This is a genomic window from Hyphomonas sp. (assembly GCF_041398385.1).
Taxonomy (GTDB): Bacteria; Pseudomonadota; Alphaproteobacteria; order Caulobacterales; family Hyphomonadaceae; genus Hyphomonas.
In genome coordinates, this window is record NZ_JAWKUW010000010.1 from 1 (window position 1) to 21,386 (window position 21,386).

Sequence of the window (21,386 nt, forward strand, 5' to 3'; positions counted from 1 at the left end):
GGACAAATAAATCCAAAAACTCCAGCAACTGCGGGCCATTGAGCCCGAATTTGAGTCAGCACCATGTCAGCACCGCGAGCCGTAAACGGCTCCAATTTCTCGCAAGGTCTCGCAAAACCGCGACCCTCAAAAGTCATCATAAACCGCGCTAAGCACTTGTCGTAGAACGTTTTTTCGCAAGAACTCGCAAGGTGCCGCTGACTCTCGCAAACATGGTAGGGTCAAACTCCGAAGGCAGAGGTCAGAGGTTCAAATCCTCTTGGGTGCGCCATTTTCCTACAGTTTCAATGAATTGTCGCGCGGTCAGCAGACTGCGCATGAGATCAGGTCATGTGCGGAGAATGGCGGAAACAAGCCCGATTTTGCACAGGAATGGCGCACCCGAAGAGATTCGAACTCCTGACCCCCAGATTCGTAGTCTGGTGCTCTATCCAGCTGAGCTACGGGTGCCTGCCGAAGGAAGGCGGACACATACAGTCAGCCCCCAAGGGATGCAAGCCTGTTTTCCCTGCCTTTTGCAGCCCCGGCATAAACCCCCGGCCAGCACTCAGTTGCCCTGCCCGTTCCCGCCTTCGGGTAGGGGCGGCGGCGGGGCGGCGGCAGGCTGCGGTGGCGGGGTAAAATCCGGCTCGAGGCCGGTCACGCTGGCGATCCAGCCGGCATAGGCCGCTACGCGCATATAGACACCGGGGCTGTTTTCACGCGCACAACCGAGCCCCCAGCTGACGACACCAACCTGCACCGGAACGCCGTCATAGGAACGGACATTGAGCGGTCCGCCGCTGTCACCCTGGCAGGAATCGGTGCCGCCCGTGCCGGCGCACAGCTGCGTGAGGGGATCGACGCTGACCCCGGCAAACTCCGCTTCCATGCCATAGGTCCGGATGAGATCGCCAATCTGCCGCTGGCAGGTCAGCGGATCGACGCGGGGCACTTCGCCTTCCATAAGGATGAGGCTCGGTGCGGCAACATGCCGGCCCGTCCGGCTGAAGCCCTCCTCCCGTGTGCCCTGCTCTTCCTGATTGCCGTAGCCGGCGACATAAGTCCCCGCATTCGGGCCGCCCGCCATGGCGGCGAGACCAGTCAGGCCATCGAGGCGCGCCAGCGGACCGTCCCAATGTCCGTCGATGCGGACAAGGGCGAGGTCATTGCCCCGTTCAGCCCGGCCGGGCTGGTAGCCGGGATGGACGACAACCTCAGCGATCTGGAACGTCGCCTCCTTCGGGACGTCGAGCAGGTTGCCGGCGCCGACGGTCACGATCATCGGCCCGAACCGGCGAAGGGCGCCCGTCTTGTCCGGATAATACTGTACCGCCCGGCCCGGCGGTTCGACGCGGATAGAATCGACGCAATGCGCCGCCGTCAGCGCCCATTCGGGTGAAATCATCGAGGCGCCGCATTCATGGAACAGGTTTGCCCCGCGCTGTGACTGCAGGGAAACGATGCCGGGCCAGTCTTGCGGATCGGCTTCATGCCCGCCGACGACACAGGCCGTCGCCAGGGCGAGCAGGCCCACGCCGAGACCCCATGCCAGTTTCCGGTTCATACGAGACTCCCTTCCTGGCGCCGCGCCTCATGCACGCCCCGGGCGATCGACCGGGCGAGGACAGACGCGGCAAGTTCGCCGATGCGCGTCAGGTTCAGCGGTGCGGGTTCAGGCAGAGTGACGCGGCCGGTCGACACCACGAATACAGCATCTCCATCGAAAGGCGCAAATACCGGTCGGATGGCGCGGGAGAAGCCCGACAGCGCCATCTGCGCGACCCGTTTGGCCTGGTCCGCCGTAAGAGCGACATCCGTCGCGATGCAGGCGATGGTCGTGTTCTGGCCAAGCGCCGGATTGGCCTTGGCCGCGCCCCAGTCGTCGGCATCCATGAAAAAATCCGATGGCGGACGAACGCCGCCGAATTCGCTGTTCACTTCATGAGGGTGCGCCCAATAGGCCTGCGTTCCCGGCATCATGACTGAGCCGAAACAGTTGACGCAGGCGATAGCGCCGAGGCTCAACCCGTCTCGCGTTACAATGCTCGCTGAGCCGGTGCCACCGGGAAACTGTCCGGCCTGCGCGCCGAAACCCGCCCCTGCCCGGCCAAGCCGCACTTCGTCCGATGCCGTATCGAATGCCCTGCGGCCCAGCGCAGCATAGGGGCTGAGATCGCCCCAGTCCTTGTTGCCGCCATTGGCGAGATCGTAGAGGATCGCCCCCGGCACGATCGGCGTCGGCGGCACGCCCGGCCGGTCGACGAGGGAAAATCCGCGGCCCTGCGCCTTCAGTCCCGCCATGACGCCATCGCCGGCCCCGAGGCCAAAGGCGCTACCGCCGGACAGGAAGACGGCATCGACGGCATCGACCAGTGTACCGCCCGCCAGAAGATCCGTTTCGCGCGTGCCGGGGCCACCGCCCGCGACAGCGACGGCGGCCATAACCGGCGCATCCGGTACGATAACGGTCACACCTGTGCAGACGCTCGCGTCTTCCGCCTGCCCGATGCGGATGCCAGCCACATCCGTGATCAGGTTCCGCTTGCCGGTTGACGCCATGATACCTGCCCCGCCTGTCTTTCCCTTTGTGTTTCCCTCTCTTAAGGTCCGGCGCGAGTCCCGCCAAGCCGAGGATATGAGATGAAGCACTCCCTTCCCCTTCTCGCTGCTGCCCTGCTGATGACCGCCTGCACCGCCGCCAACGACCCACCCACCTCGGCTGCAGACGCAGCGCGGGAGGCCGCCGACAAGGCCGTTGCGAGCCTGCCGGCCGAAACATCCGATCCGGAATCACTGGGCGACCTGTCCTGGACGAAGGGCGCCATGGTCGCCGCTGCAGACCCGCGCGCTGTCGAAGCCGGACTGGAAATCCTGCGGCAAGGCGGCAATGCCATTGACGCCGCGATTGCCGTTCACGCCGTTCTGGGCCTTGTGGAACCGCAAAGCTCCGGTCTCGGTGGCGGTGCCTTCATGGTCTATTACGACCGCGCGAAAGACGAGATCACCGTGTTCGACGGGCGTGAAACCGCCCCGGCTGCGGCGACCAGGGATCTTTTCATCAAGGATGGTCAGGTGATGGACTTTGTGCCGGCCTGGCAATCCGGCCGGTCGGTCGGCGTGCCGGGACAGGTCGCGCTTTACAAGACGGCGCACGATGCGGCTGGCCAAGCCGACTGGGCCAGCCTGTTCCAGCCGGCCATCAAGCTCGCCGAAGACGGCTGGGTCGTTTCCCCGCGGATCGCAGACCTTCTGGCAAACGAGCGCCTGCGCGCCGCTGTCCGGCTTGACGACAATCCGGTGACGGCGGCTTATTTCTATCCGGATGGCGCGCCGCTTCAGGTCGGCGATACCCGGACCAATCCGGATTATGCCGCGACGCTGAAAGCCGTCGCGGCGGAAGGCCCGTCGGCCTTCTACAAGGGCGCGCTGGCTGAAGCGATTGTGGAAGCTGTTCAGGAAGGTCCGGATGGCGGCAGCATGACGCTGGACGATCTGGCCAATTACGAAGTCAAAGTGCGCCCTGCACTCTGTGGTGTCCTGCAGACCGGCTACAAGCTGTGCTCGGCCCCGCCGCCCTCTTCCGGCGGTGTCGCCCAGAATGAAATCATGGGCCTCTACGAGCTCCTGAAGCCCGGCCCGAATGTGAAGGCAACGCCCGAAGCCTTCCTCAAGACATTCGTTGACGCCCAGCGCCTCGCCTATGCGGACCGCGACCATTATGTCGCCGACGCAGATGTCGTGCCAGTGCCGGCGGCTGATCTGATCAATCCGGATTACCTGAAAGCCCGCTCCGCACAGGTGTTCGAGCCGAATGAGCATGCGGTGCCCGGAGACCCCGGCGTAGCGCTTGGCCGCGACCCGATCCGGCCGATGTGGGGCGAGGACGCGACGGAACACGCGCCTGGCACGACGCACATCTCCATCATCGACGCGGACGGCAATGCAGTCTCGATGACGACGACCGTGGAAGCCGCCTTCGGCTCATCCCGCATGGCGGGGGGCTTCCTGCTCAACAATCAGCTGACGGATTTTTCGCGCCAGCCTGAAATGGGTGGCAAACCGGTCGCCAACGCCCCGGCCGGCGGCAAGCGGCCGCGCTCCTCGATGTCGCCGACGCTGGTGTTCGATCCGGATGGTGACCTCTTCATGGTCACCGGCTCGCCGGGCGGAAACTCGATCGTCGCTTATGTCGCCAAGACGCTGGTCGGCGTGCTCGAATGGGGCCACACCGCACAGGAAGCCGTGGACCTGCCCAACATCATCGCCCGCGGCGACACAATTGGCGTCGAAGTGGACCGGGATGGCGGCCCGCAGGCCGCCGAGGCGCTGCGCGACATGGGCTATACGGTCGAAGAACGCACCGGGGAAAATTCCGGCCTGCATGTGATCGTCGTTCGTGACGACCATCTCGAAGGCGCCGCCGACCCCCGCCGTGAAGGCATCGCCAAAGCGCTCGAATAGGGCGGCGCAACGTGGCCAAGCTGTACTTCTCCTACGCCGCGATGAATGCAGGCAAGTCGACCATCCTGCTGCAGGCGGCATACAACTATCGCGAACGCGGCATGGAAGTGATGCTGCTCACCTCGTCCCTCTACAGGGACGATGTGGCCGGGCACATTTCCTCTCGAATCGGCATCAATGCTGACGCCATATTCTATAATCGCGATACGGACCTGTTTGCCCTGGTAGGTGGGACGCTGAAGCACGAAAAGCTGAGCGCGATCTTCGTCGACGAAGCCCAGTTCCTGACCAAGGATCAGGCCTGGCAGCTGGCACGTGTCGCGGATCATCTGGACGTGCCGGTGCTGGCCTATGGCCTGCGCACGGATTTCCGCGGCGAATTGTTCGAAGGTTCCGCCGCGCTCCTCGCTATCGCCGATTCCCTGCGCGAGGTGCGCACGATCTGCGAATGCGGCCGCAAGGCAACCATGGTGGTTCGTCTGGGTCCGGACGGAAAAGCGCTGACAGAAGGCGATCAGGTCTCGATTGGCAAGTCGACTTATGTCTCACTCTGCCGCAAGCACTGGGAAGAGCGGATGGGACGCTGGCCGCCCGCCTGATGTTCAGGGCGCGAGCTGTGCCGTGAGCGCGTCGGCCAGCAGCCGTCCGGAGGGCGTCAGGGACAGTTGCGTCCCATCAAGCCGCAGCCACCCCTGCTCCGCAAAGGCCGCGATCTTGTCCCGCGGAACAGCCGCCCCGGAGATTGATTCCACACGCTCGATATTGATGCCCGCGGCCGGGCGAAGCCCCATCACGAGCAGCTCCCGCGCAACCTCCTTGTGGTCGAGGCGCTGCGCACCGGACCAGCCCGTGTTGAGCGCCTGCACATTTGCCATATAGGCTTCGGGTTTCTTTTCCGCCTCTGAGGCGTAGCGATGCCCACCTACCGTGATGCGCCCATGCGCGCCGGGGCCGACGCCGATCCAGTCGCCGCCGTTCCAATAGGTCAGATTGTGCCGGGACTGATGGTCCGGCGACAACGCATGATTGGAGACTTCGTATGCCGGCAGGCCCGCTTGCGTGAGAATCTCCTGCGTCAGCTCGAACAGGTCCGCCTGGTCATCGTCCGGCATCGGAACGATCTGCCCCCGGTCGACCGCAAGGCCAAAGGGCGTGCCCTCTTTGATCGTCAGCTCATAGAGCGACAGGTGCGGCATGCCGAGCCAGAGCAGGTCTTCCAGCTCGACCTTCCAGTCGTCGGGCGTCTGGCCTGGCCGGGCATAGATCATGTCCACATTGACCGACCGGAATGCACGCATGGCGCGGTGCACGCTGGCCTTTGCCCCTTCGGCGTCGTGATCGCGGCCGAGGAATGCCAGCGAACTGTCGCGGAGGGATTGTACGCCTACGGACATGCGGTCGATCCCGGCGGCCGCAAGCCCCGGCAGGTCGGCTCGCATGACATCGTTGGGATTGGCCTCCAGCGTGATCTCTGCGCCCGGCTTGATTCCGAACACCGCATTCGCCGTTTCGAGGATGCGGGCGATCTGCGCCGGCGTCAGCAATGACGGCGTTCCGCCGCCGAAATACACCGAGTCGAGCGCGCCGTGATCCGGCATCCGCTCACGGTGCACCCTGATATCGGCACAGATCGCTTCCAGCAGCAGTTCGGGGTCACGGTCCTTCGCGGCATAGACGTTGAAGTCGCAATACGGGCAGATCCGCGCGCAATACGGCCAGTGGACATAGAGGCCAAATCCGAAATGCGGCCCGAACGGGTGGATCTGCTGGCTCATGGCAGCAGCGTCGATTTCAGCTTGTCGAACGCGCGGGCACGGTGGCTCATGGCGTGTTTCCTTTCAGGATCCATTTCACCGAAGGTGATCGTCTCGCCCTCGGCCACGAAGACGGGGTCATAACCAAAACCCTTATCCCCTCTCGGCGGCCAGACCAGCGTGCCGTGCACCTCGCCCTCGAACACTTCCTCATGCCCGTCCGGCCAGACGACCGCCAGGGCACATACGAATTTCGCCGACCGATCGGTCGCCCCGACATCTTCCAACTCGCGCTCGACCTTTGCCATGGCGGCACCGAAATCCCTCGGCTCACCGGCCCACCGGGCAGAATAGATACCCGGCAAACCGCCGAGCGCCGCAACAGAAAGGCCGGAATCATCCGACAGGGCCGGCGCCCCGGTAGATTTTGCCGCAGCGCGCGCTTTCAGCAGCGCATTGCCGACAAAACTGCCTTCCGTCTCCTCGGGCTCCTCGAGGTCGAGATCCAGTGCAGAGACGACTTCGAACCCCAATGGAGCAAACAAGTCCTTGAGTTCGCTGATTTTTCCCCTGTTGTGGGTCGCAGCCACCAAGCGGCCGGGCAAAAGCGTGCGGTGCGTCATTTTCCAGCCTTCTGTAAGGGTTCCATTCTTGCTTTCGTCACAAATTCATATATCGTTATTCGGTAAGGGTTCAGCTTTCTGCAAGGAATCCTGCCGACATAGATCATCCACCGGAAAGGGTGAAGAGACCAAGGCATGACAGGTAAGACACGCAATTCCATGGCGGCCATCATGACAATCCTTGTGACGGTCGTCATGTGGATGACTGCAGTCATCGGCCTGGTCGTCCTGCTCGCCGGCGCCGTCGAACTGGTCTCGATGCTGTCCGGAAGCGCAGTGAATCTCGGCGCCATCAAGATCGACGATCATGAAATCACCCTACCGGAACTCATCGCCGGCCTTGCCGGTGTAGCCGTCGTGGTAGCGGCGGTGGTTTTCGTCTGCCTGGAGCTGCGCCGGATCCTGGCCACGCTGGCAGATGGAGACCCGTTCGTGCCGGAGAATGCGGCACGGCTGACGCGGATTGCCATTGCCATCGCGATCACGCAACTGATGCGCTACGCCATCGCCATCATCATGGGATTTGTCGTGCACGGCGCGCGCCTCGAACTGTCGGTGGACCTGATCGCCTGGGCGTCCGTCGCGGCCCTTTTCATTCTCAGTCAGGTCTTCCGTGAAGGTACGCGCCTTCGCGACGAAGAAAAGATGACCATATAGGAGGGCACCATGTCCATTCGTGTTACCCTCGATCGAGTCCTGCTTGACCGCCGCATGTCGCTGACGGAACTGTCCGAGCGCGTCGGCGTGACCCTCGCCAACCTCTCCATCCTCAAGACCGGCAAGGCCAAGGCGATCCGCTTCTCGACGCTGGAGGCGCTGTGCCGCGAGCTCCAGTGCCAGCCCGGCGACATCCTCATCTTCGATGAAGACGAAGACGGCGCCGAGCGCGTCGCTGCGGAGTAGGACTGATGCGGGAACATGATTTCGACGCAGGCGATGTGGTCTCTATCCGCTTCGGCGGCGTCCTGCGCCATTATGGCGTGGTGACCGCCCGTGGCACGATCATTTCAAATTCACGCCTGCATGATGGCGTTGTCGAACAGACCTATGAAGCGTTCGCGGCTGGCCGCGATGTCCGCCTGCACGGCCGCTACAGTTCGCTCGACTCCTACCATGTGGAGCTGCGCGCCCGCCGCCATCTCGGCAAGGATTACGACCTGTTCGGATCGAATTGCGGCCACTTCGTGCGCCACGCCCACCGGCGCAAGCCCACAGCCATGCAGGTCGCGGCGGCAACCGTGCGCACGTTTGGCGACATGTTGGCCGGGCCGAAGCGGCGCTACTAGCCGATTGCGGCCCGCTGTGCGGCGAAAAGCTCCGTACACCCCTTTTCCGCAAGGCGCAGCATTTCGTCGAGTTCGGCGCGGGTCAGCGGGCGTTCCTCGCCCGTGCCCTGCACTTCGATGAAGCCGCCGTCGGAGCTCATCACGACGTTCATGTCGGCTTCGCCCTCGGAGTCCTCGGGATAGTCGACGTCAAGCACCGGATGGTCCTTGTAGACACCGACGGAGATCGCCGCAGCCTGCTTCCGGATCGGGTTTGCCGGGATCACGCCTTCCGAAACGAGGTATTTGCAGGCAAGCGACAGTGCGACGAAACCCCCGGTAATCGAGGCAGTCCGTGTGCCGCCATCAGCCTGCAGCACGTCGCAGTCAATCGTGATCTGGTTCTCGCCGAGCGCCGTCAGGTCGCACACCGAACGCAGCGACCGGCCAATCAGGCGCTGGATCTCCTGCGTGCGGCCGGATTGCTTGCCGGCGGCGGCCTCGCGGCGCCCGCGCGTATGCGTCGCGCGCGGCAGCATGCCATATTCACCGGTGACCCAGCCGCGCCCCTGCCCTTTCAGCCAGCCCGGCACGCCCCTGTCCCAGCTGGCCGTGCACAGCACGTGCGTGTTGCCGAACTTCGCAAGGCATGAGCCTTCGGCATAGCGGGTTACATTGGTTTCCAGCGTGATGTCGCGCATCTGGTCGAACGCGCGGCCTGACGGACGGATCAGCTGCGTCATAGCGGGCTCCTCTTATCTGAGCTGCCTGATTGCGGGTTTTGTCTCCGCTGTCTACACCGGAAACACAAAGGGAATCGAAGGCGGGGAACCATGGCGAGCGATATCGACGTCGCACGAGCGGCGAAAAAACTGCCGATTGCGGAAATCGCTGCGAAACTCGGCATCGCGCCGGGCGATGTCATTCCCTACGGCCACGACAAGGCCAAGATCAGCGCCCACCACCTCGCAAGCCTGCGCCCGAAGAAGGACGGCAAGCTGATCCTCGTCACCGCCATCAACCCGACACCCGCCGGCAAAGGCAAGACCACCACATCGATCGGCCTTTCCGATGCGATGGCCCGGATCGGCAAGAATGCCCTGCTGTGCCTGCGCGAACCGTCGCTCGGCCCATGTTTCGGCATGAAGGGCGGCGCCACGGGCGGCGGACGGGCACAAATCGTGCCGATGGAAGACATCAACCTGCACTTCACCGGCGATTTCCACGCCATCACGTCGGCGCACAATCTTCTCGCCGCCATGGTGGACAACCATTTGCACTGGGGCGCCGAAACCGGGCTGGAGCCGACGCGCGTCACCTGGCGCCGCGTTATGGACATGAACGACCGCAACCTGCGCAATGTGGTCACCGGCCTCGGTGGATCGGGCAACGGCACGCCGATGGAATCGGGCTTCGACATCACGGTCGCTTCCGAGATCATGGCCATCCTCTGCCTGGCAAAAGACACGCACGACATGCAGGACCGGCTGGACCGGATCGTGGTCGGTCACAAGCGCGGCGGCGTGGAAGTGACCGCGAAGGATATCAAGGCGACCGGTGCCATGATGGCGCTGCTGCGCGATGCCGCCCTGCCAAACCTGGTCCAGACGCTGGAGAACAATCCAGTCCTCGTGCATGGCGGCCCGTTCGCCAATATTGCCCATGGCTGCAATTCGGTGATCGCGACGAAGTCGGCGCTCAAGATGGCGGATTACGTCGTCACCGAAGCCGGTTTCGGCGCCGATCTTGGGGCCGAGAAATTCCTCAACATCAAGTGCCGCCAGGCCGGGCTCGTCCCCAGTGCCGCGGCGCTCGTGGCAACCGTGCGCGCCCTGAAAATGCATGGCGGCATGTCGCTGAAGGACTCCGGATCGGTCAGCTATGGATCGCTCGAAGCCGGCCTTGCCAATCTCGGCCGCCATATCGAGAACCTGCAGCAATTCGGCCTGCCGGTGGTTGTCGCCCTCAATCGCTTCACCACCGACACGTCCGGCGAGCTTGCCGCGGTCGAATCCTATTGCAAGGCTGCCGGCGTCCCGGTTTCGATCTGCACGCACTGGGCCGAAGGCAGCCATGGCGCCGAAGACCTCGCCCGCAAGGTGGTTCATTCCATCGAGACGGTACCGGCCAATTTCCAGCCGCTTTACCGCGACGAACTGCCCCTGTTCGAAAAGATGCAGACGGTCGCCCGCAAGATCTATCGCGCTGACCGCGTCGAGGCGCCGCCCAACGTCCGGGCAGCTCTCGCCCGCATGGAAGAGGCTGGATATGGCAAGCTGCCTGTCTGCATGGCCAAGACGCAGTACAGCTTTTCAGCTGATCCCAAGCTCCTCGGCGCTCCGGAAGGCCATGTCGTGAACCTCCGTGATGTGCGCCTCGCTGCCGGCGCCGGTTTCGTCGTCGGCATCTGCGGGGACATCATGACCATGCCCGGCCTGCCGCGACAGCCAGCCGCCGAGGGCATCTATCTCAATTCCGATGGGGAGATTGAAGGCCTCTACTAAGGGCCTTCACGCTGCCACTCTTTCCCTTTCTCGCACGGTGCTTGACTCAGTTTAGCGTAATTGCTAATTAGCAGAAATGCAAAACGCGGTCTTCAAGGCACTCTCCCATCCTGCCCGCCGGCAGATCCTGGCGCTATTGCGCAAGGGCCCCCGGCTGGCCGGCGACCTTGCCGCCGAGTTCGACACCAGCTGGCCGACCATGAGCCGGCACCTCGCGGTGCTGAAGGAGGCTGAGCTCATCACCGCCGAGCGGCAGGGCAACCAGATCCTCTACCGCGTCAACACCAGCGTCCTCGAAGACGCAGCCAGCGCCCTGCTCGGCCTGATCGGCCGGGACAATGGCGACGACACCCTCAAGGAGGCCGCAGAATGACATCACACATCCGGATTGGTCTGGCCTGGTCGGCTCTCATGCTCGCCCTGATGGTCGCCATCGTGCTTTATGCCGGAACCCAGATCCCGCTGGACAGCGAAGTGGGCGTCCATTTCGGCGCCGACGGATCGCCCGACCGCTATGGCAGCCGACAGGAGGCGATGGTCGTCCTCTGGATATTGCCCGCTATTTCTGCGGTCATATCTGTCATCCTGGCTGCGGCGCCCTTCCTCGATCCGCGCCGGGAAAACCTCATTATCGGCCGTCGCGCCTATATTGCGACATGGATCAGCGTCACCACCCTGATGGCGGCGCTGACGGCGGGCATCGCCTTCTCCATGATCCGCAGCCTCAATCCCGACTGGCACGGCCCGGAGCTGGTGCGCTTCATCATCGCCGCCGTTGCCGTCCAGTTCATTCTCATCGGCAATTACCTGCCCAAGACCCGGTCGAGCTTCATCTTCGGGGTGCGCACACCCTGGACCCTGTCTTCTGACATGGCATGGGAAAAGACCCACCGGCTGGCCGGCCCGTTGTTCATCCTCGCCGGCGTGCTGGGCTTCATCGGCGCCTTTGTGTTCAGCGGTCTCTGGCTCGCCTTGCAGATGACAGTCCTCGTGCTGGCGGCAGCGCTGATATCCGTCGTCTACTCCTACTTTGCCTGGCGCAGTGCGCCGGACAGGGACCATGGCACCAATCTCACGGTCTGAGGCCTATTGAACCGGCGCCGGGGCGCCCCTATCCATTCAGGCATGATTGGGCCGACGGATACAAAGTCGCTGATGCAGCGTCTCGACCAGCGCTCGCGGGACATTTTCCGCGAGATTGTCGAGGGGTATCTGGAGACGGGCGAACCGGTCGGCTCCCGCACCTTGTCGCGCAGCGGCATCGCCCTCTCCCCTGCCTCGATCCGCAATGTCATGGCCGACCTGACGGACCTCGGCCTGCTCGACGCGCCGCATATCTCGGCCGGCCGCGCCCCGACACATATGGGCCTGCGCCTCTTCGTCGATGGCTTTCTTGAAATCGGCGAGCCCGCTCGCGGCGACCGCGAGGCGATTGACGAACGGCTGAAATCGGCGGGAACCGACCTTGGCAAGGTGCTGGCCGAAGCGTCGGACATCCTGTCGGGCCTGACGGGCGGGGCCGGGCTCGTCTCCTCACCGAAGCGCGAAGCGGCGGTGCGGCATGTCGAATTCGTGCCGCTGGCCAATCGCGACGCGCTCTGCATCCTGCTGACGGAAGACGGCGACGTCGAAAATCGCATCATCCGCCTGCCAGAGGGCTTGCCGGCGACCGTGCTGATGGAGGCGGGCAATTACCTCTCGACCCGCATGAAGGGCCGCACCCTTGCCGAAGCGGCGCAGGATGTGCGCGAGGAACTCTCCAGCCGCCGGGCCCAGCTCGATGCGGCGGCCGCTTCGCTGGTCGAACAGGGGCTTGCCCAGTGGAGCGGCGACGCGCCCGGTCAGGGCCGCTCGCTGATCGTACGGGGGCGCGCGAACCTCATCGAGGATGCCAAGGCGGCCGAGGATCTCGACCGCGTGCGCCAGCTGTTCAACGAACTGGAGCACCAGCAGAACGTGCTGGATATCCTCGACACGACGCGGGAGGCTGGCGGGGTGCGACTCTTCATCGGCTCCGAAAACCAGCTTTTCCCGCTATCTGGTTCAAGTGTGATTGTGGCTCCCTATATGGGAGGCGGAAAGCAGGTGATCGGTGCCCTCGGCGTGATCGGCCCAACGCGGCTGAACTATGCCAGGGTGATCCCCATGGTGGACTATACCGCGAAAGTGGTGGGCGAAATTCTCACCCGCCGCCGCGACAAGGACGGAAAATGATGAGCGACGAAACCAGGATCGACGAGACGGAAGCCGCTGAAGCCCCCGAAACTGCTGCGGAAGCAACGCAGGAAGACACTATCCTCCGCCTCGAAACCGAGAAGGAAGAGATGCGGGGCCAGCTGCTGCGGGCGTTGGCTGACCTCGAAAACACGCGCAAGCGGGCCCAGAAAGAGGCTTCCGATGCGCGTATCTACGCCATCGAAAAATTTGCCGGGGAGTTGCTGAACGTCTCGGATAATCTCGCCCGCGCGCTGGGCGCCCTCAAGGAAGATGACCGGGACGCCCTCTCGGAGCCCGGCAAGAACCTGCTCAACGGCATCGAGATGACGGAGAAGGAACTGCACACGGTCCTCGCCCGCAACGGCGTCACGGTGATCGCGGCCCTGCCGGGCGATGCCTTCGACCCGAACCTGCATCAGGCCGTGGCGCAGGTGCCCTCCCCGCACGCCAGCGGCACGATCCATGACGTGTTCCAGAGCGGCTGGAAGATCGGCGACCGGGTCCTGCGCGCCGCCATGGTGGCCGTCAGCGCAGGTTCGACGAACTAGCGGACGATTTTCCAGGCCGTGACCGTGCCCGGCTCCCAGTTGGGCACGATGACGACATCGCCGAAGACCGTGAGGTCGTTCTGCAAAACGCCTGCTTCCGTTGTGTCGAGAAGCGTCGTGACAGTGCCGTCCTCAGCTGCATAGTGAATTTCCCCCGGCCAGGAGGAGACCAGATAGCCGCCGCCCGGCACGAGGCCGATACCGTCCGCATTCTCCATGCCTGTGGCGATGTCGGTGAACACCTTGTCCGCCGTCAGGGCGTAGAGCGAGCCGGTTGTCATGGTGGAGATCAGCAGCCGGTCGCCATCCCCCAGCAGGCCGTTGATGCCGCCGAAACGGGCGTCGTCATGGAACCAGAGTTTCGCGGCGCCATCGACGATTTCGATGATGTTGCCGGTTCCGGAATCGGAGACCAGCACCTTGCCGTCCCAGACGGTCACATCGTTCAGGAACTTCGCACTATCGACCCGGATCTTGTCGCCGAGCCCGCCCTTTTCCGCATCGATGACCAACACGGCATCGATATCGGCGACATAGAGCTTGCCGTCATGGACGGCCATGCCCTTGGGCCCGTTGAGTTTAGCCGCCCAATAGCGCTCGATCAGGTCGCCCTGCGGGGAGACTTTCGAGACATAGCCATTGCCGTCCTTTTCGCCGCCCTCGCCCACGACGTTCGAGATGAGATAATTGCCATCCGGCGCGAGGGCGACGCCTTCAGGCGCCGCGAAGCCTTCGGCAACCCAGAGCGGCTCAAGCAAGGGCGGCCCGACCGGATCGGGCACCCCGGCGCAGGCGACCAGACCTGCAATCGCCAGGACAGGAACAGCCAGTGCACGCATGATCGCCCCCCTCTTTGCAGGGAACTATGCGGCCGGCCGCAGGGGCCTGTCCAGCATGGATCAGTGCGCGTGGCGAACTGCGCCGAGGCCCCCTGCCCTTGCCCAGGCGCGTTCGTGCAGCGTGTAGGCCACCGTCTGCACCAGGGGCTCGATCAGGCCGATGGCGAGGGCGGCAGGCCAGCTGCCGGTCAGCAGGAAGGCAACCGTCATCGCCACACTGAGATGCATCAGGCTGTAGGTCATGGTCTTGAACGCCTGCAGGGACATTTTCACTCTCCAGAAGGCCGGAAAAACACTCCGGAAAATCCTACGCCGGGGCTACGGGAAGGCTCCGGAACACTCTGGAATGTGCTCTTATTGAGAATGATTTTCAAATTGATCCTGCGCCTGGCTGCGATAGAGGCGATCTATGGCCGCAAACCGCAGCCAGACATGGAAAAGGCGTCGCAGGCCCCTTGAGCCCTGCCGAAATTTCCCCATATCGCAGACCGAACGGGTGACTGGGCTCAACCCCCATCCTCACCCACTCAAATGTGAAACTTAGAGAGCCACCTGCCTTGCGGGGCTGCTGAGCAGACCGAAGAAACCAAAGCCGGTGGCGGCTAGCGAAGAAAGAGACACACCATGAGCAAGATCATCGGAATCGACCTCGGCACAACCAACTCCTGCGTCGCCGTCATGGAAGGCGGTGAAGCGAAAGTGATCGAGAATTCTGAAGGCGCGCGCACGACCCCGTCTGTCGTCGCCTTTACGGAAAGCGGCGAACGCCTCATCGGCATGCCAGCCCGCCGCCAGGCCGTGACTAACCCGGATTTCACCTTCTATGCCATCAAGCGCCTGATCGGCCGTCAGTTCGACGACCCGACCGCGCAGAAGGACAAGGAAATCTCGCCCTTCGAGATCGTGCGTGGCCCGAACGGTGACGCCTGGGTGAAAGGCCGCGACAAGGACTACGCCCCGCAGGAAATCTCCGCCTTCATCCTGACCAAGATGAAGGAAACGGCCGAAGCCTATCTCGGCCAGACCGTGACACAGGCCGTGATCACGGTGCCCGCCTACTTCAACGACGCCCAGCGCCAGGCAACCAAAGACGCCGGCAAGATCGCGGGCCTCGAAGTGCTGCGCATCATCAACGAGCCGACCGCTGCGGCGCTTGCCTACGGCCTCGACAAGGACACCAACAAGACGATCGCGGTCTACGACCTCGGCGGCGGTACGTTTGACGTCTCGCTGCTGGAAATCGGCGACGGCGTGTTCGAAGTCCTGTCCACGAACGGCGACACCTTCCTCGGCGGCGAGGACTTCGACCTGCGCATCGTCGACTTCCTGGCATCCGAGTTCAAGAAGGATCAGGGCATCGACCTCAAGGCCGACAAGCTGGCCCTGCAGCGCCTCAAGGAAGAAGCCGAGAAGGCCAAGAAGGAACTCTCTTCGACGTCTCAGTACGAAGTGAACCTGCCCTTCATCACGGCGGATGCCACCGGACCGAAGCACCTCAACATCAAGCTGACGCGCGCCAAGTTCGAAAGCCTGGTCGAAGACCTCGTCAAGCGCACCATCAGCCCGTGCGAGAAGGCCCTCAAGGATGCCGGCAAGACCGCCGCGCAGATCGATGAGGTGGTTCTCGTCGGCGGCATGACCCGCATGCCGGCCGTGCAGGAAGCTGTCAAAAAGTTCTTTGGCCGCGAGCCCCACAAGGGCGTGAACCCGGATGAAGTCGTGGCCATCGGCGCGGCCATCCAGGGCGGCGTGCTGCAGGGCGACGTGAAAGACGTCGTGCTGCTGGACGTGACCCCGCTGTCGCTGGGGATCGAGACACTGGGCGGCGTGTTCACCCGCCTGATCGACCGCAACACGACCATCCCGACCAAGAAGAGCCAGGTTTTCTCGACCGCTGAAGACAACCAGCCGGCCGTGACGATCAAGGTGGCCCAGGGCGAGCGCGAAATGGCGGCTGACAACAAGCAGCTCGGCCAGTTCAACCTCGAAGGCATCGCCCCTGCCCCGCGCGGCCTGCCGCAGATCGAAGTGACCTTCGACATCGACGCCAACGGCATCGTGTCGGTGTCCGCCAAGGACAAGGCCACCGGCAAGGAGCAGGCCATCACCATCCAGGCGGATGGCGGCCTGTCGGAAGACGACATCAGGAAAATGATGGCCGAAGCCGAAGCCAATGCCGGCGCCGACAAGGCGCGCCGCGAACTGGTCGAGGCGAAGAACCATGCCGAAGCGCTGATCCATCAGACCGAGAAGCAGGTCGCCGAGCATGGCGACAAGGTCAATGACACCGTGAAGGGCGAGATCTCCAAGGCGGTCGAAGACCTGAAAGCCGCCCGCGAGACCGAGAACCTTGCCGACATCCAGGCCAAGCACCAGGCCCTGATGGCGGCCGCCATGAAGCTCGGCGAAGCGATCTATGCGAGCCAGCAGGAAGCGGCAGCCCATGCCGACGCAGCCGCTGACGCGGCCGCCGATGGCGACGATGTCGTGGACGCCGACTTCGAGGAAGTCGACGGCGACGCCAAGAGCGCCTGATCTTCACATCTCCTCCCGAAACGCGAAGGCCCGCCGGAACGATCCGGCGGGCCTTTTCATTTCTGTGCTGACGGTTCAGGCCCCGCGCGTGTCCGTTTGGGCAGCGTCGAGGAACCGCAGGCCGACCATGACGCCGCGCTGCCAGCGCCTTTCGCATGCACGCCTTTCCGAATGGCCCGTGTTCGGATTGAGGATGAGCAGGTCGACACGAGACGGAACGATCCAGACGTCGGACAGTTTCACCTTCGCGCCCGTGTCCGAGAGATCGCGGATGACAACCTCGCCCGATGAACTGCCGCCATTGTAGACGATCCGGGCCCCCTTCAGCACGCGGTGTCGGGGCGCAGACCGGTGGTCGTCACCTTTGCCGCCATCTTCAGGGCTGTGGATAAAGTCCGCACTCATGTAGCAAATAATACACGAAGCGGCAGATTCGTTCAGATCGGCTTGGTTAACAGGAGGCGTGCCCCTGTTAACCAATTGGCTCAATCGACCAGAACAACGACCTTTCCGGTCGCCCGGCGGTCCATCAGCTCCCGGATCGCATCGGCCGACTGCTCCAGCGGATAGGTGTTGGAGACATGCGGGCGGATGAGGCCGTCCTTGTAGAGACGGAAAAGTTCCGCGACATTCTGCTGGTGCCCCTTCGGGTCGCGGGCGACGGCCGCCCCCCAGAACACGCCGCGCACATCGCAGCTTTTCAGCAGGGTGAGGTTCAGCGGCAGCTTCGGGATGCCGGCCGGGAAGCCGATGACCAGGAAGCGGCCTTCCCAGTTCATGGCGCGCAGGGCCGGCTCGGCATAGGCGCCGCCGACGCCGTCATAGATGATGTCGACGCCGCCGCCGGACACGTCCTTGATGTCGTCGGAAAATTTCTTCTGGGCGTCCTTGTCCAGTTCGCGCGCATAGACGAGGCCCTTGTCGGCGCCTTTGCCGAGGCAGAAATCCACCTTGTCCTGGCTGGAACAGGCGGCGATCACTTCGAGGCCCATGGCCTTGCCAAGCTCGACCGCCGCGATGCCGACGCCGCCGGCCGCGCCGAGAACGAGCAGCTTCTCGCCCGGCTTCGGGTCTGCCCGGTCCTTCAGGGCGTAATAGGAGGTGCCATAGGTCATCAGGAAGGCGGCCGCCTCCTCGAAGGGCATGCCCTCCGGAATCGGCATCACCGTATGCTGGCTGGCGACGGCGAGTTCCGCCATGCCGCCATTGCCGATGGAGGCGAGCACCTTGTCGCCGACCTTCACATGGTGGACACCCTCCCCCAGCGCCTCGACGATGCCGGCAATCTCGCCGCCGGGGCTGAACGGACGCGGCGGCTTGAACTGGTACATGTCCTGGATGATGAGCGAGTCAGGGAAATTGACCCCGCAGGCCTTCACCCGGATCAGCACCTGGCCCTTGCCATAGGAGGGCGAGGGCACATCCTCGACCACCAGCTTCTCCGGCCCGCCCACTTCTTTCGACAGCACTGCCTTCATCGGTGCCACGTCCTTCCTGTCTTGTTGTTTGCTGTCCGGGACGGTAGCGGTGTGGCCGTCACATTCCAAGCCTGACGTAAGGGAGCCGCCGCAGCCATGTCGAAGAAATGGGCCATCGCCCTGCACGGAGGTGCAGGCCCCATTTTCGGGCGGGACTATTCCCGCGAGGAGGCGCACATGACGGGCCTCCTGAAGGAAGCCGGGCGGCGCCTCGCCGCCGGTGTCGCTGCGCTGGACGTGGTGGAGGCGATGGTGGCGGACCTTGAGGATTCCGGCCTGCACCTTGCCGGAAAGGGCGCCGCACCGAACAGCGAGGGCCGGTTCGAACTCGATGCCGCAATCATGGATGGCCGCACGCGCAATGCCGGCGCCGTCGCGGCCCTCAGTGGCTTTCTCAGCCCGATCGCCGCCGCCCGGGCGGTGATGGAGCGCACGCCGCATGTGCTGATCGCGGGCGAAGGCGCGCGGATGCTGGCCCGCAATTGCGGCCTCGACGAAGTGGTCGACCCGGCCGCCTATTACAAGCCAATCGAAGAACGCTGCCTGCTGCCGGCGCGCACGATGGGCACGGTTGGCGCTGTGGCGCTGGACACTTATGGCGACCTCGCCGCCGCGACCTCCACCGGGGGCGTCCTCTCGAAGACGCCCGGCCGGGTGGGCGACACGCCGCTGATCGGGGCCGGCACATGGGCGGACGAGCGCTGCGCGGTTTCGTGCACAGGCCTCGGCGAGTATTTCATCCGCGCCGCCGCTGCCGCCGATGTCTCTGCGCGGATCCGCTACGGCGGGTCGACGCTGGAGGAGGCCGTGCAGGGCGCGCTCGACGATGTGAAACACCTTGGCGGCGAAGGCGGCATGATCGCCGTCGGCGCCGACGGCACGCTGATCGCGAATTTCAATTCCGGTGGCCTGAAGCGCGGCCTGATGGACTCCGAAGGCCGGTTCGACGTGGGGACGTTCTGATGACCCTGATGGCCTGGATCCTGTTCGGTGTTGTCGGCTTCGCCTTCCTGCTGGCGGTGCAGATGCGGTTTCTCATCTCCGTGTCGCTGCGCCGGGCGCTGGCGGCGGAATTCGGCGGCGATTACCGCGCGCCGGAACACATCGCCTCGGTGCAGGCGACACGCAACGCGACGTCCGGCGACCGGGGCGCCGACTGGCTTGCCGGGAAATATCCGCAGCCGCTCGCCTATTTGCGTCTCGCCCGCCGGGTGTCCTATACCGCGCCGATGGGCCTCTTCCTGCTCCTCGCCTTCATGCGCTTCGGCCTCAGGATGTTCTGATGCGCGGCTATTTCGCCATTGGGTCGGAGCGGATTTCCAAGGCCATGAATCTGGGCGCGCTGATGCGCACCGCGAACGCTTTTGGCGCAAGCTTCGTCTTCTCGATCGATGCCGAGCACGAACTGCGCAAGGCCTATGCGGCGGACACGTCGAAGACGGCCGGGCAGATACCCTACTACCAGTATGATTCCGTGGACGAACTGAACCTGCCGCGCGGCTGCCAGCTGGTCGGGATAGAACTGACCGACGATGCGGTCATGCTGCCGACCTTCAAGCACCCGATGCAGGCGGCCTATATCCTGGGGCCGGAAAAGGGCAATTTGTCGGACGCGATCCTCGCGCGCTGCGACCATGTCGTGAAAATTCCGACCAAGTTCTGCATCAATGTCAGCCTTGCCGGCGCGCTGGTCATGTATGACCGGCACCTGTCCCTCGGCGGCTATGCGCCCCGCCCGATCATGCCGGGCGGCATTCCCGGCGACGGAAAGGCCGGCGCCCACGTGCCCGGCAAGGACCGCAAGAAATAATCTGTCCCCTGAATGTCATCCGCCGAGCAGGCGCTGGACGACGCCCATCATGCCGGTGAATTTGAGGCCACCGTCGCGGATGGCGAGCGCGAAGCAGACGCCGTCGGCATCGCCGACCGGCTGGTGCACATCGTCCGGCCCTTTGACGATCATGTCGCCCGGCCCATAGCCGCCCGCCTCGTCGCTGAAGCCGCCGGAGACGACGAGCGTGTATTCCGCGCCGGAATGCGTGTGCCGGGGCACGCGGGCGCCGGGCTCGATCCGGTACAGCTCCATTTCGAGGTCGCCGCCGGACATCAGCGGCAGACGGCGGATGCCGGGCGTCGCCAGTTTCCAGCCCCCCTGCCCGGCCGCTTCAAGCGCCAGTGCACGCAATGGTTCGGGCAGTGCGCTGATTTCCGCGTCGCCCGCCGGGACACGGATGTCATCTTCCGCCAGCGCATCGATGGCGGCGAACGCCCGGTCGAGCGCCCCGGCACTCAGCGGCGCGCGCGATTCGTGTTCCAGCAGCGCCCCGGCGATCATCTCGCTGGCGGCAACAGAGCGGCGCACATCGCCGCGCAGCGCGCCTTGCGTCTCCACCATCAGGGCGAAGGCCGGATCGAGCCGGCCGGCCGCATAGGCGCTGTAGAGTTCGCTGAACCGGGTTCCGTCCATATCAGTCTGGCTCCTCAAGGCTGCCGCGCAGGCGCCCGAAGGCAAGCCGGATGCGCGACTTCACCGTGCCAAGCGGCAGGTTGAACTTTTCTGCGATTTCGGAATGCGACAGGCCCTCATAGAAGGCTGCCTGCAGCAGGACGAGCTGTTCCTCCGGCAGGCGTGCAAGGCCGGCCCGCACGGACTCTTCCATCTGAGACCGCTCGACGCGCTCATCAGGCTGTTCCTCCGCCTGCGGCAGCAGCATCGGATCGTCTGCCTCCAGCTCCGGACGGCTGGCGCTGCGCCGTTGCAGGTCGATCCGCCGGTTGCGTGCCACGCGGAAAATCCAGGTCGAGACGGACGCCTGCCGGCGGTCATAAAGGCCCGCCTTCTTCCACACCGTCACCATCACTTCCTGCACGAGGTCTTCGGCCTCGCCATCGGTGGCACCGAGGCGCAGGAGAAAGCTTTTCAGGCGCGGGGCGAAGAAATCGAACAGTTCGGCAAAGGCTTCGCGCGACTGATTCTGCGCAATCGCCTCCATACATTCGGCGTGCCGCGCGCGCAGCGCGCCATCAGCAAGGTGCGCGAGTGCCTGCGTCACGACCGGCCTTTCCCAGACTTCCTGCTCCTACTATCGGCACCGGCGTCACATTTTCAACCAACCGGCCTGAAAGATTCACGATCCAGCCCTTATGCACCCTTTGCCGAAGTTTGGCCTTAACTCTATG

The 21,386-nt window shown here is 64.1% G+C and carries 25 protein-coding genes and 1 tRNA gene; 14 read left to right on the plus strand and 12 right to left on the minus strand.

Annotated elements, in window-relative coordinates; translation table 11 throughout:
* Nucleotides 1-373: 373 nt before the first annotated feature.
* The 3 genes from R3C13_RS14375 to R3C13_RS14385 all read right to left on the minus strand — a co-directional run bounded on the left by R3C13_RS14375 (nt 374) and on the right by R3C13_RS14385 (nt 2,541).
* Nucleotides 374-450, minus strand: a tRNA-Arg gene (locus R3C13_RS14375).
* Between the two features lie 97 nt (nt 451-547).
* Nucleotides 548-1,546 (minus strand): serine protease, encoded by a 999-nt coding sequence (locus R3C13_RS14380; protein WP_371311531.1) that lies wholly within the window; start codon nt 1,544-1,546, stop codon nt 548-550.
* Nucleotides 1,543-2,541 (minus strand): P1 family peptidase, encoded by a 999-nt coding sequence (locus R3C13_RS14385; RefSeq protein ID WP_371311532.1) that lies wholly within the window; start codon nt 2,539-2,541, stop codon nt 1,543-1,545. The genes R3C13_RS14380 and R3C13_RS14385 overlap by 4 nt, the downstream gene beginning before the upstream one ends.
* Nucleotides 2,542-2,622: 81 nt before the next feature.
* Here R3C13_RS14385 and ggt point away from each other — a divergent pair, with 81 nt between their 5' ends.
* Entirely contained in the window at nt 2,623-4,443 is a 1,821-nt protein-coding gene (ggt, locus tag R3C13_RS14390; RefSeq protein ID WP_371311533.1) for a gamma-glutamyltransferase, read from the plus strand.
* A gap of 11 nt (nt 4,444-4,454) precedes the next feature.
* Nucleotides 4,455-5,042 carry a thymidine kinase gene (locus R3C13_RS14395; RefSeq protein WP_371311534.1) on the plus strand — a complete coding sequence of 196 codons (588 nt, stop codon included), beginning with the start codon at nt 4,455-4,457 and terminating at the stop codon, nt 5,040-5,042.
* Nucleotides 5,043-5,045: 3 nt separating this feature from the next.
* On the opposite strand, the gene hemW is transcribed toward R3C13_RS14395, so the two are convergent.
* Both hemW and rdgB read right to left on the minus strand, forming a co-directional pair.
* Nucleotides 5,046-6,218, minus strand: coding sequence for a radical SAM family heme chaperone HemW (hemW, locus tag R3C13_RS14400; RefSeq protein WP_371311535.1), 1,173 nt, complete (start codon nt 6,216-6,218; stop codon nt 5,046-5,048).
* Entirely contained in the window at nt 6,215-6,820 is a 606-nt protein-coding gene (gene rdgB / locus R3C13_RS14405; RefSeq protein ID WP_371311536.1) for an RdgB/HAM1 family non-canonical purine NTP pyrophosphatase, read from the minus strand. Before rdgB ends, hemW begins: the two co-directional genes overlap by 4 nt.
* A 135-nt stretch (nt 6,821-6,955) precedes the next feature.
* On the opposite strand from rdgB, the gene R3C13_RS14410 reads away from it, so the two are divergent.
* The 3 genes from R3C13_RS14410 to R3C13_RS14420 are packed head-to-tail and all read left to right on the plus strand — an operon-like array spanning nt 6,956 to nt 8,106.
* Complete coding sequence (locus R3C13_RS14410) at nt 6,956-7,477, plus strand: DUF2975 domain-containing protein (protein ID WP_371311537.1); 522 nt, start codon at nt 6,956-6,958, stop codon at nt 7,475-7,477.
* 9 nt (nt 7,478-7,486) lie between these two features.
* A complete protein-coding gene (locus R3C13_RS14415) occupies nt 7,487-7,723 on the plus strand; it encodes a helix-turn-helix domain-containing protein (RefSeq protein ID WP_371311538.1) in 237 nt (78 codons plus the stop codon).
* A gap of 5 nt (nt 7,724-7,728) precedes the next feature.
* Nucleotides 7,729-8,106, plus strand: a complete 378-nt coding sequence (locus R3C13_RS14420; RefSeq protein ID WP_371311539.1) for a hypothetical protein — start codon at nt 7,729-7,731, stop codon at nt 8,104-8,106.
* On the opposite strand, the gene rph is transcribed toward R3C13_RS14420, so the two are convergent.
* Nucleotides 8,103-8,828 (minus strand): ribonuclease PH, encoded by a 726-nt coding sequence (rph, locus tag R3C13_RS14425; RefSeq protein ID WP_371311540.1) that lies wholly within the window; start codon nt 8,826-8,828, stop codon nt 8,103-8,105. The two genes, R3C13_RS14420 and rph, sit on opposite strands and share 4 nt — an antisense overlap.
* A 90-nt stretch (nt 8,829-8,918) precedes the next feature.
* On the opposite strand from rph, the gene R3C13_RS14430 reads away from it, so the two are divergent.
* The 5 genes from R3C13_RS14430 (at nt 8,919) to grpE (ending at nt 13,354) form a co-directional block, all read left to right on the plus strand.
* Complete coding sequence (locus tag R3C13_RS14430; RefSeq protein ID WP_371311541.1) at nt 8,919-10,589, plus strand: formate--tetrahydrofolate ligase; 1,671 nt, start codon at nt 8,919-8,921, stop codon at nt 10,587-10,589.
* A 76-nt stretch (nt 10,590-10,665) separates the two neighbouring features.
* The gene (locus R3C13_RS14435) at nt 10,666-10,962 is read left to right on the plus strand and encodes an autorepressor SdpR family transcription factor (protein ID WP_371311542.1); all 297 of its coding nucleotides are present in this window, start codon (nt 10,666-10,668) and stop codon (nt 10,960-10,962) included.
* Complete coding sequence (locus R3C13_RS14440; RefSeq protein WP_371311543.1) at nt 10,959-11,672, plus strand: SdpI family protein; 714 nt, start codon at nt 10,959-10,961, stop codon at nt 11,670-11,672. The genes R3C13_RS14435 and R3C13_RS14440 overlap by 4 nt, the downstream gene beginning before the upstream one ends.
* A 72-nt stretch (nt 11,673-11,744) precedes the next feature.
* Nucleotides 11,745-12,803, plus strand: a complete 1,059-nt coding sequence (gene hrcA, locus R3C13_RS14445; protein WP_371311544.1) for a heat-inducible transcriptional repressor HrcA — start codon at nt 11,745-11,747, stop codon at nt 12,801-12,803.
* Nucleotides 12,803-13,354 carry a nucleotide exchange factor GrpE gene (grpE, locus tag R3C13_RS14450; RefSeq protein ID WP_371311545.1) on the plus strand — a complete coding sequence of 184 codons (552 nt, stop codon included), beginning with the start codon at nt 12,803-12,805 and terminating at the stop codon, nt 13,352-13,354. The genes hrcA and grpE overlap by 1 nt, the downstream gene beginning before the upstream one ends.
* Here grpE and R3C13_RS14455 read toward each other — a convergent pair.
* A complete protein-coding gene (locus tag R3C13_RS14455; RefSeq protein WP_371311546.1) occupies nt 13,351-14,193 on the minus strand; it encodes a hypothetical protein in 843 nt (280 codons plus the stop codon). The two genes, grpE and R3C13_RS14455, sit on opposite strands and share 4 nt — an antisense overlap.
* Before the next feature lie 60 nt (nt 14,194-14,253).
* Nucleotides 14,254-14,460 carry a DUF2061 domain-containing protein gene (locus R3C13_RS14460; protein ID WP_371311547.1) on the minus strand — a complete coding sequence of 69 codons (207 nt, stop codon included), beginning with the start codon at nt 14,458-14,460 and terminating at the stop codon, nt 14,254-14,256.
* A gap of 357 nt (nt 14,461-14,817) precedes the next feature.
* Between R3C13_RS14460 and dnaK the strand changes: the two genes are divergently transcribed.
* Nucleotides 14,818-16,728 carry a molecular chaperone DnaK gene (gene dnaK / locus R3C13_RS14465; protein WP_371311548.1) on the plus strand — a complete coding sequence of 637 codons (1,911 nt, stop codon included), beginning with the start codon at nt 14,818-14,820 and terminating at the stop codon, nt 16,726-16,728.
* A 75-nt stretch (nt 16,729-16,803) separates the two neighbouring features.
* On the opposite strand, the gene R3C13_RS14470 is transcribed toward dnaK, so the two are convergent.
* Nucleotides 16,804-17,133 carry a PilZ domain-containing protein gene (locus R3C13_RS14470; RefSeq protein WP_371311549.1) on the minus strand — a complete coding sequence of 110 codons (330 nt, stop codon included), beginning with the start codon at nt 17,131-17,133 and terminating at the stop codon, nt 16,804-16,806.
* Between the two features lie 80 nt (nt 17,134-17,213).
* Nucleotides 17,214-18,206, minus strand: a complete 993-nt coding sequence (locus R3C13_RS14475) for an NADPH:quinone oxidoreductase family protein (RefSeq protein WP_371311550.1) — start codon at nt 18,204-18,206, stop codon at nt 17,214-17,216.
* 96 nt (nt 18,207-18,302) lie between these two features.
* On the opposite strand from R3C13_RS14475, the gene R3C13_RS14480 reads away from it, so the two are divergent.
* Genes R3C13_RS14480 through R3C13_RS14490 form a run of 3 tightly spaced genes read left to right on the plus strand, consistent with a single transcriptional unit; the run spans nt 18,303 to nt 20,016 of the window.
* Complete coding sequence (locus tag R3C13_RS14480) at nt 18,303-19,169, plus strand: isoaspartyl peptidase/L-asparaginase family protein (protein WP_371311551.1); 867 nt, start codon at nt 18,303-18,305, stop codon at nt 19,167-19,169.
* Complete coding sequence (locus tag R3C13_RS14485; protein WP_371311552.1) at nt 19,169-19,489, plus strand: hypothetical protein; 321 nt, start codon at nt 19,169-19,171, stop codon at nt 19,487-19,489. Before R3C13_RS14480 ends, R3C13_RS14485 begins: the two co-directional genes overlap by 1 nt.
* Nucleotides 19,489-20,016, plus strand: coding sequence for an RNA methyltransferase (locus R3C13_RS14490; RefSeq protein ID WP_371311553.1), 528 nt, complete (start codon nt 19,489-19,491; stop codon nt 20,014-20,016). Before R3C13_RS14485 ends, R3C13_RS14490 begins: the two co-directional genes overlap by 1 nt.
* Before the next feature lie 15 nt (nt 20,017-20,031).
* Here the strand turns inward: R3C13_RS14490 and R3C13_RS14495 are convergent, their stop codons facing one another.
* Both R3C13_RS14495 and R3C13_RS14500 read right to left on the minus strand, forming a co-directional pair.
* Nucleotides 20,032-20,673: a cupin domain-containing protein gene (locus tag R3C13_RS14495; RefSeq protein ID WP_371311554.1), complete on the minus strand. Its 642-nt coding sequence runs from the start codon at nt 20,671-20,673 to the stop codon at nt 20,032-20,034.
* Between the two features lies 1 nt (nt 20,674).
* On the minus strand, nt 20,675-21,259 hold the full coding sequence (locus tag R3C13_RS14500) for a sigma-70 family RNA polymerase sigma factor (protein WP_371311555.1): 585 nt from the start codon (nt 21,257-21,259) through the stop codon (nt 20,675-20,677).
* Nucleotides 21,260-21,386 lie beyond the last annotated feature (127 nt).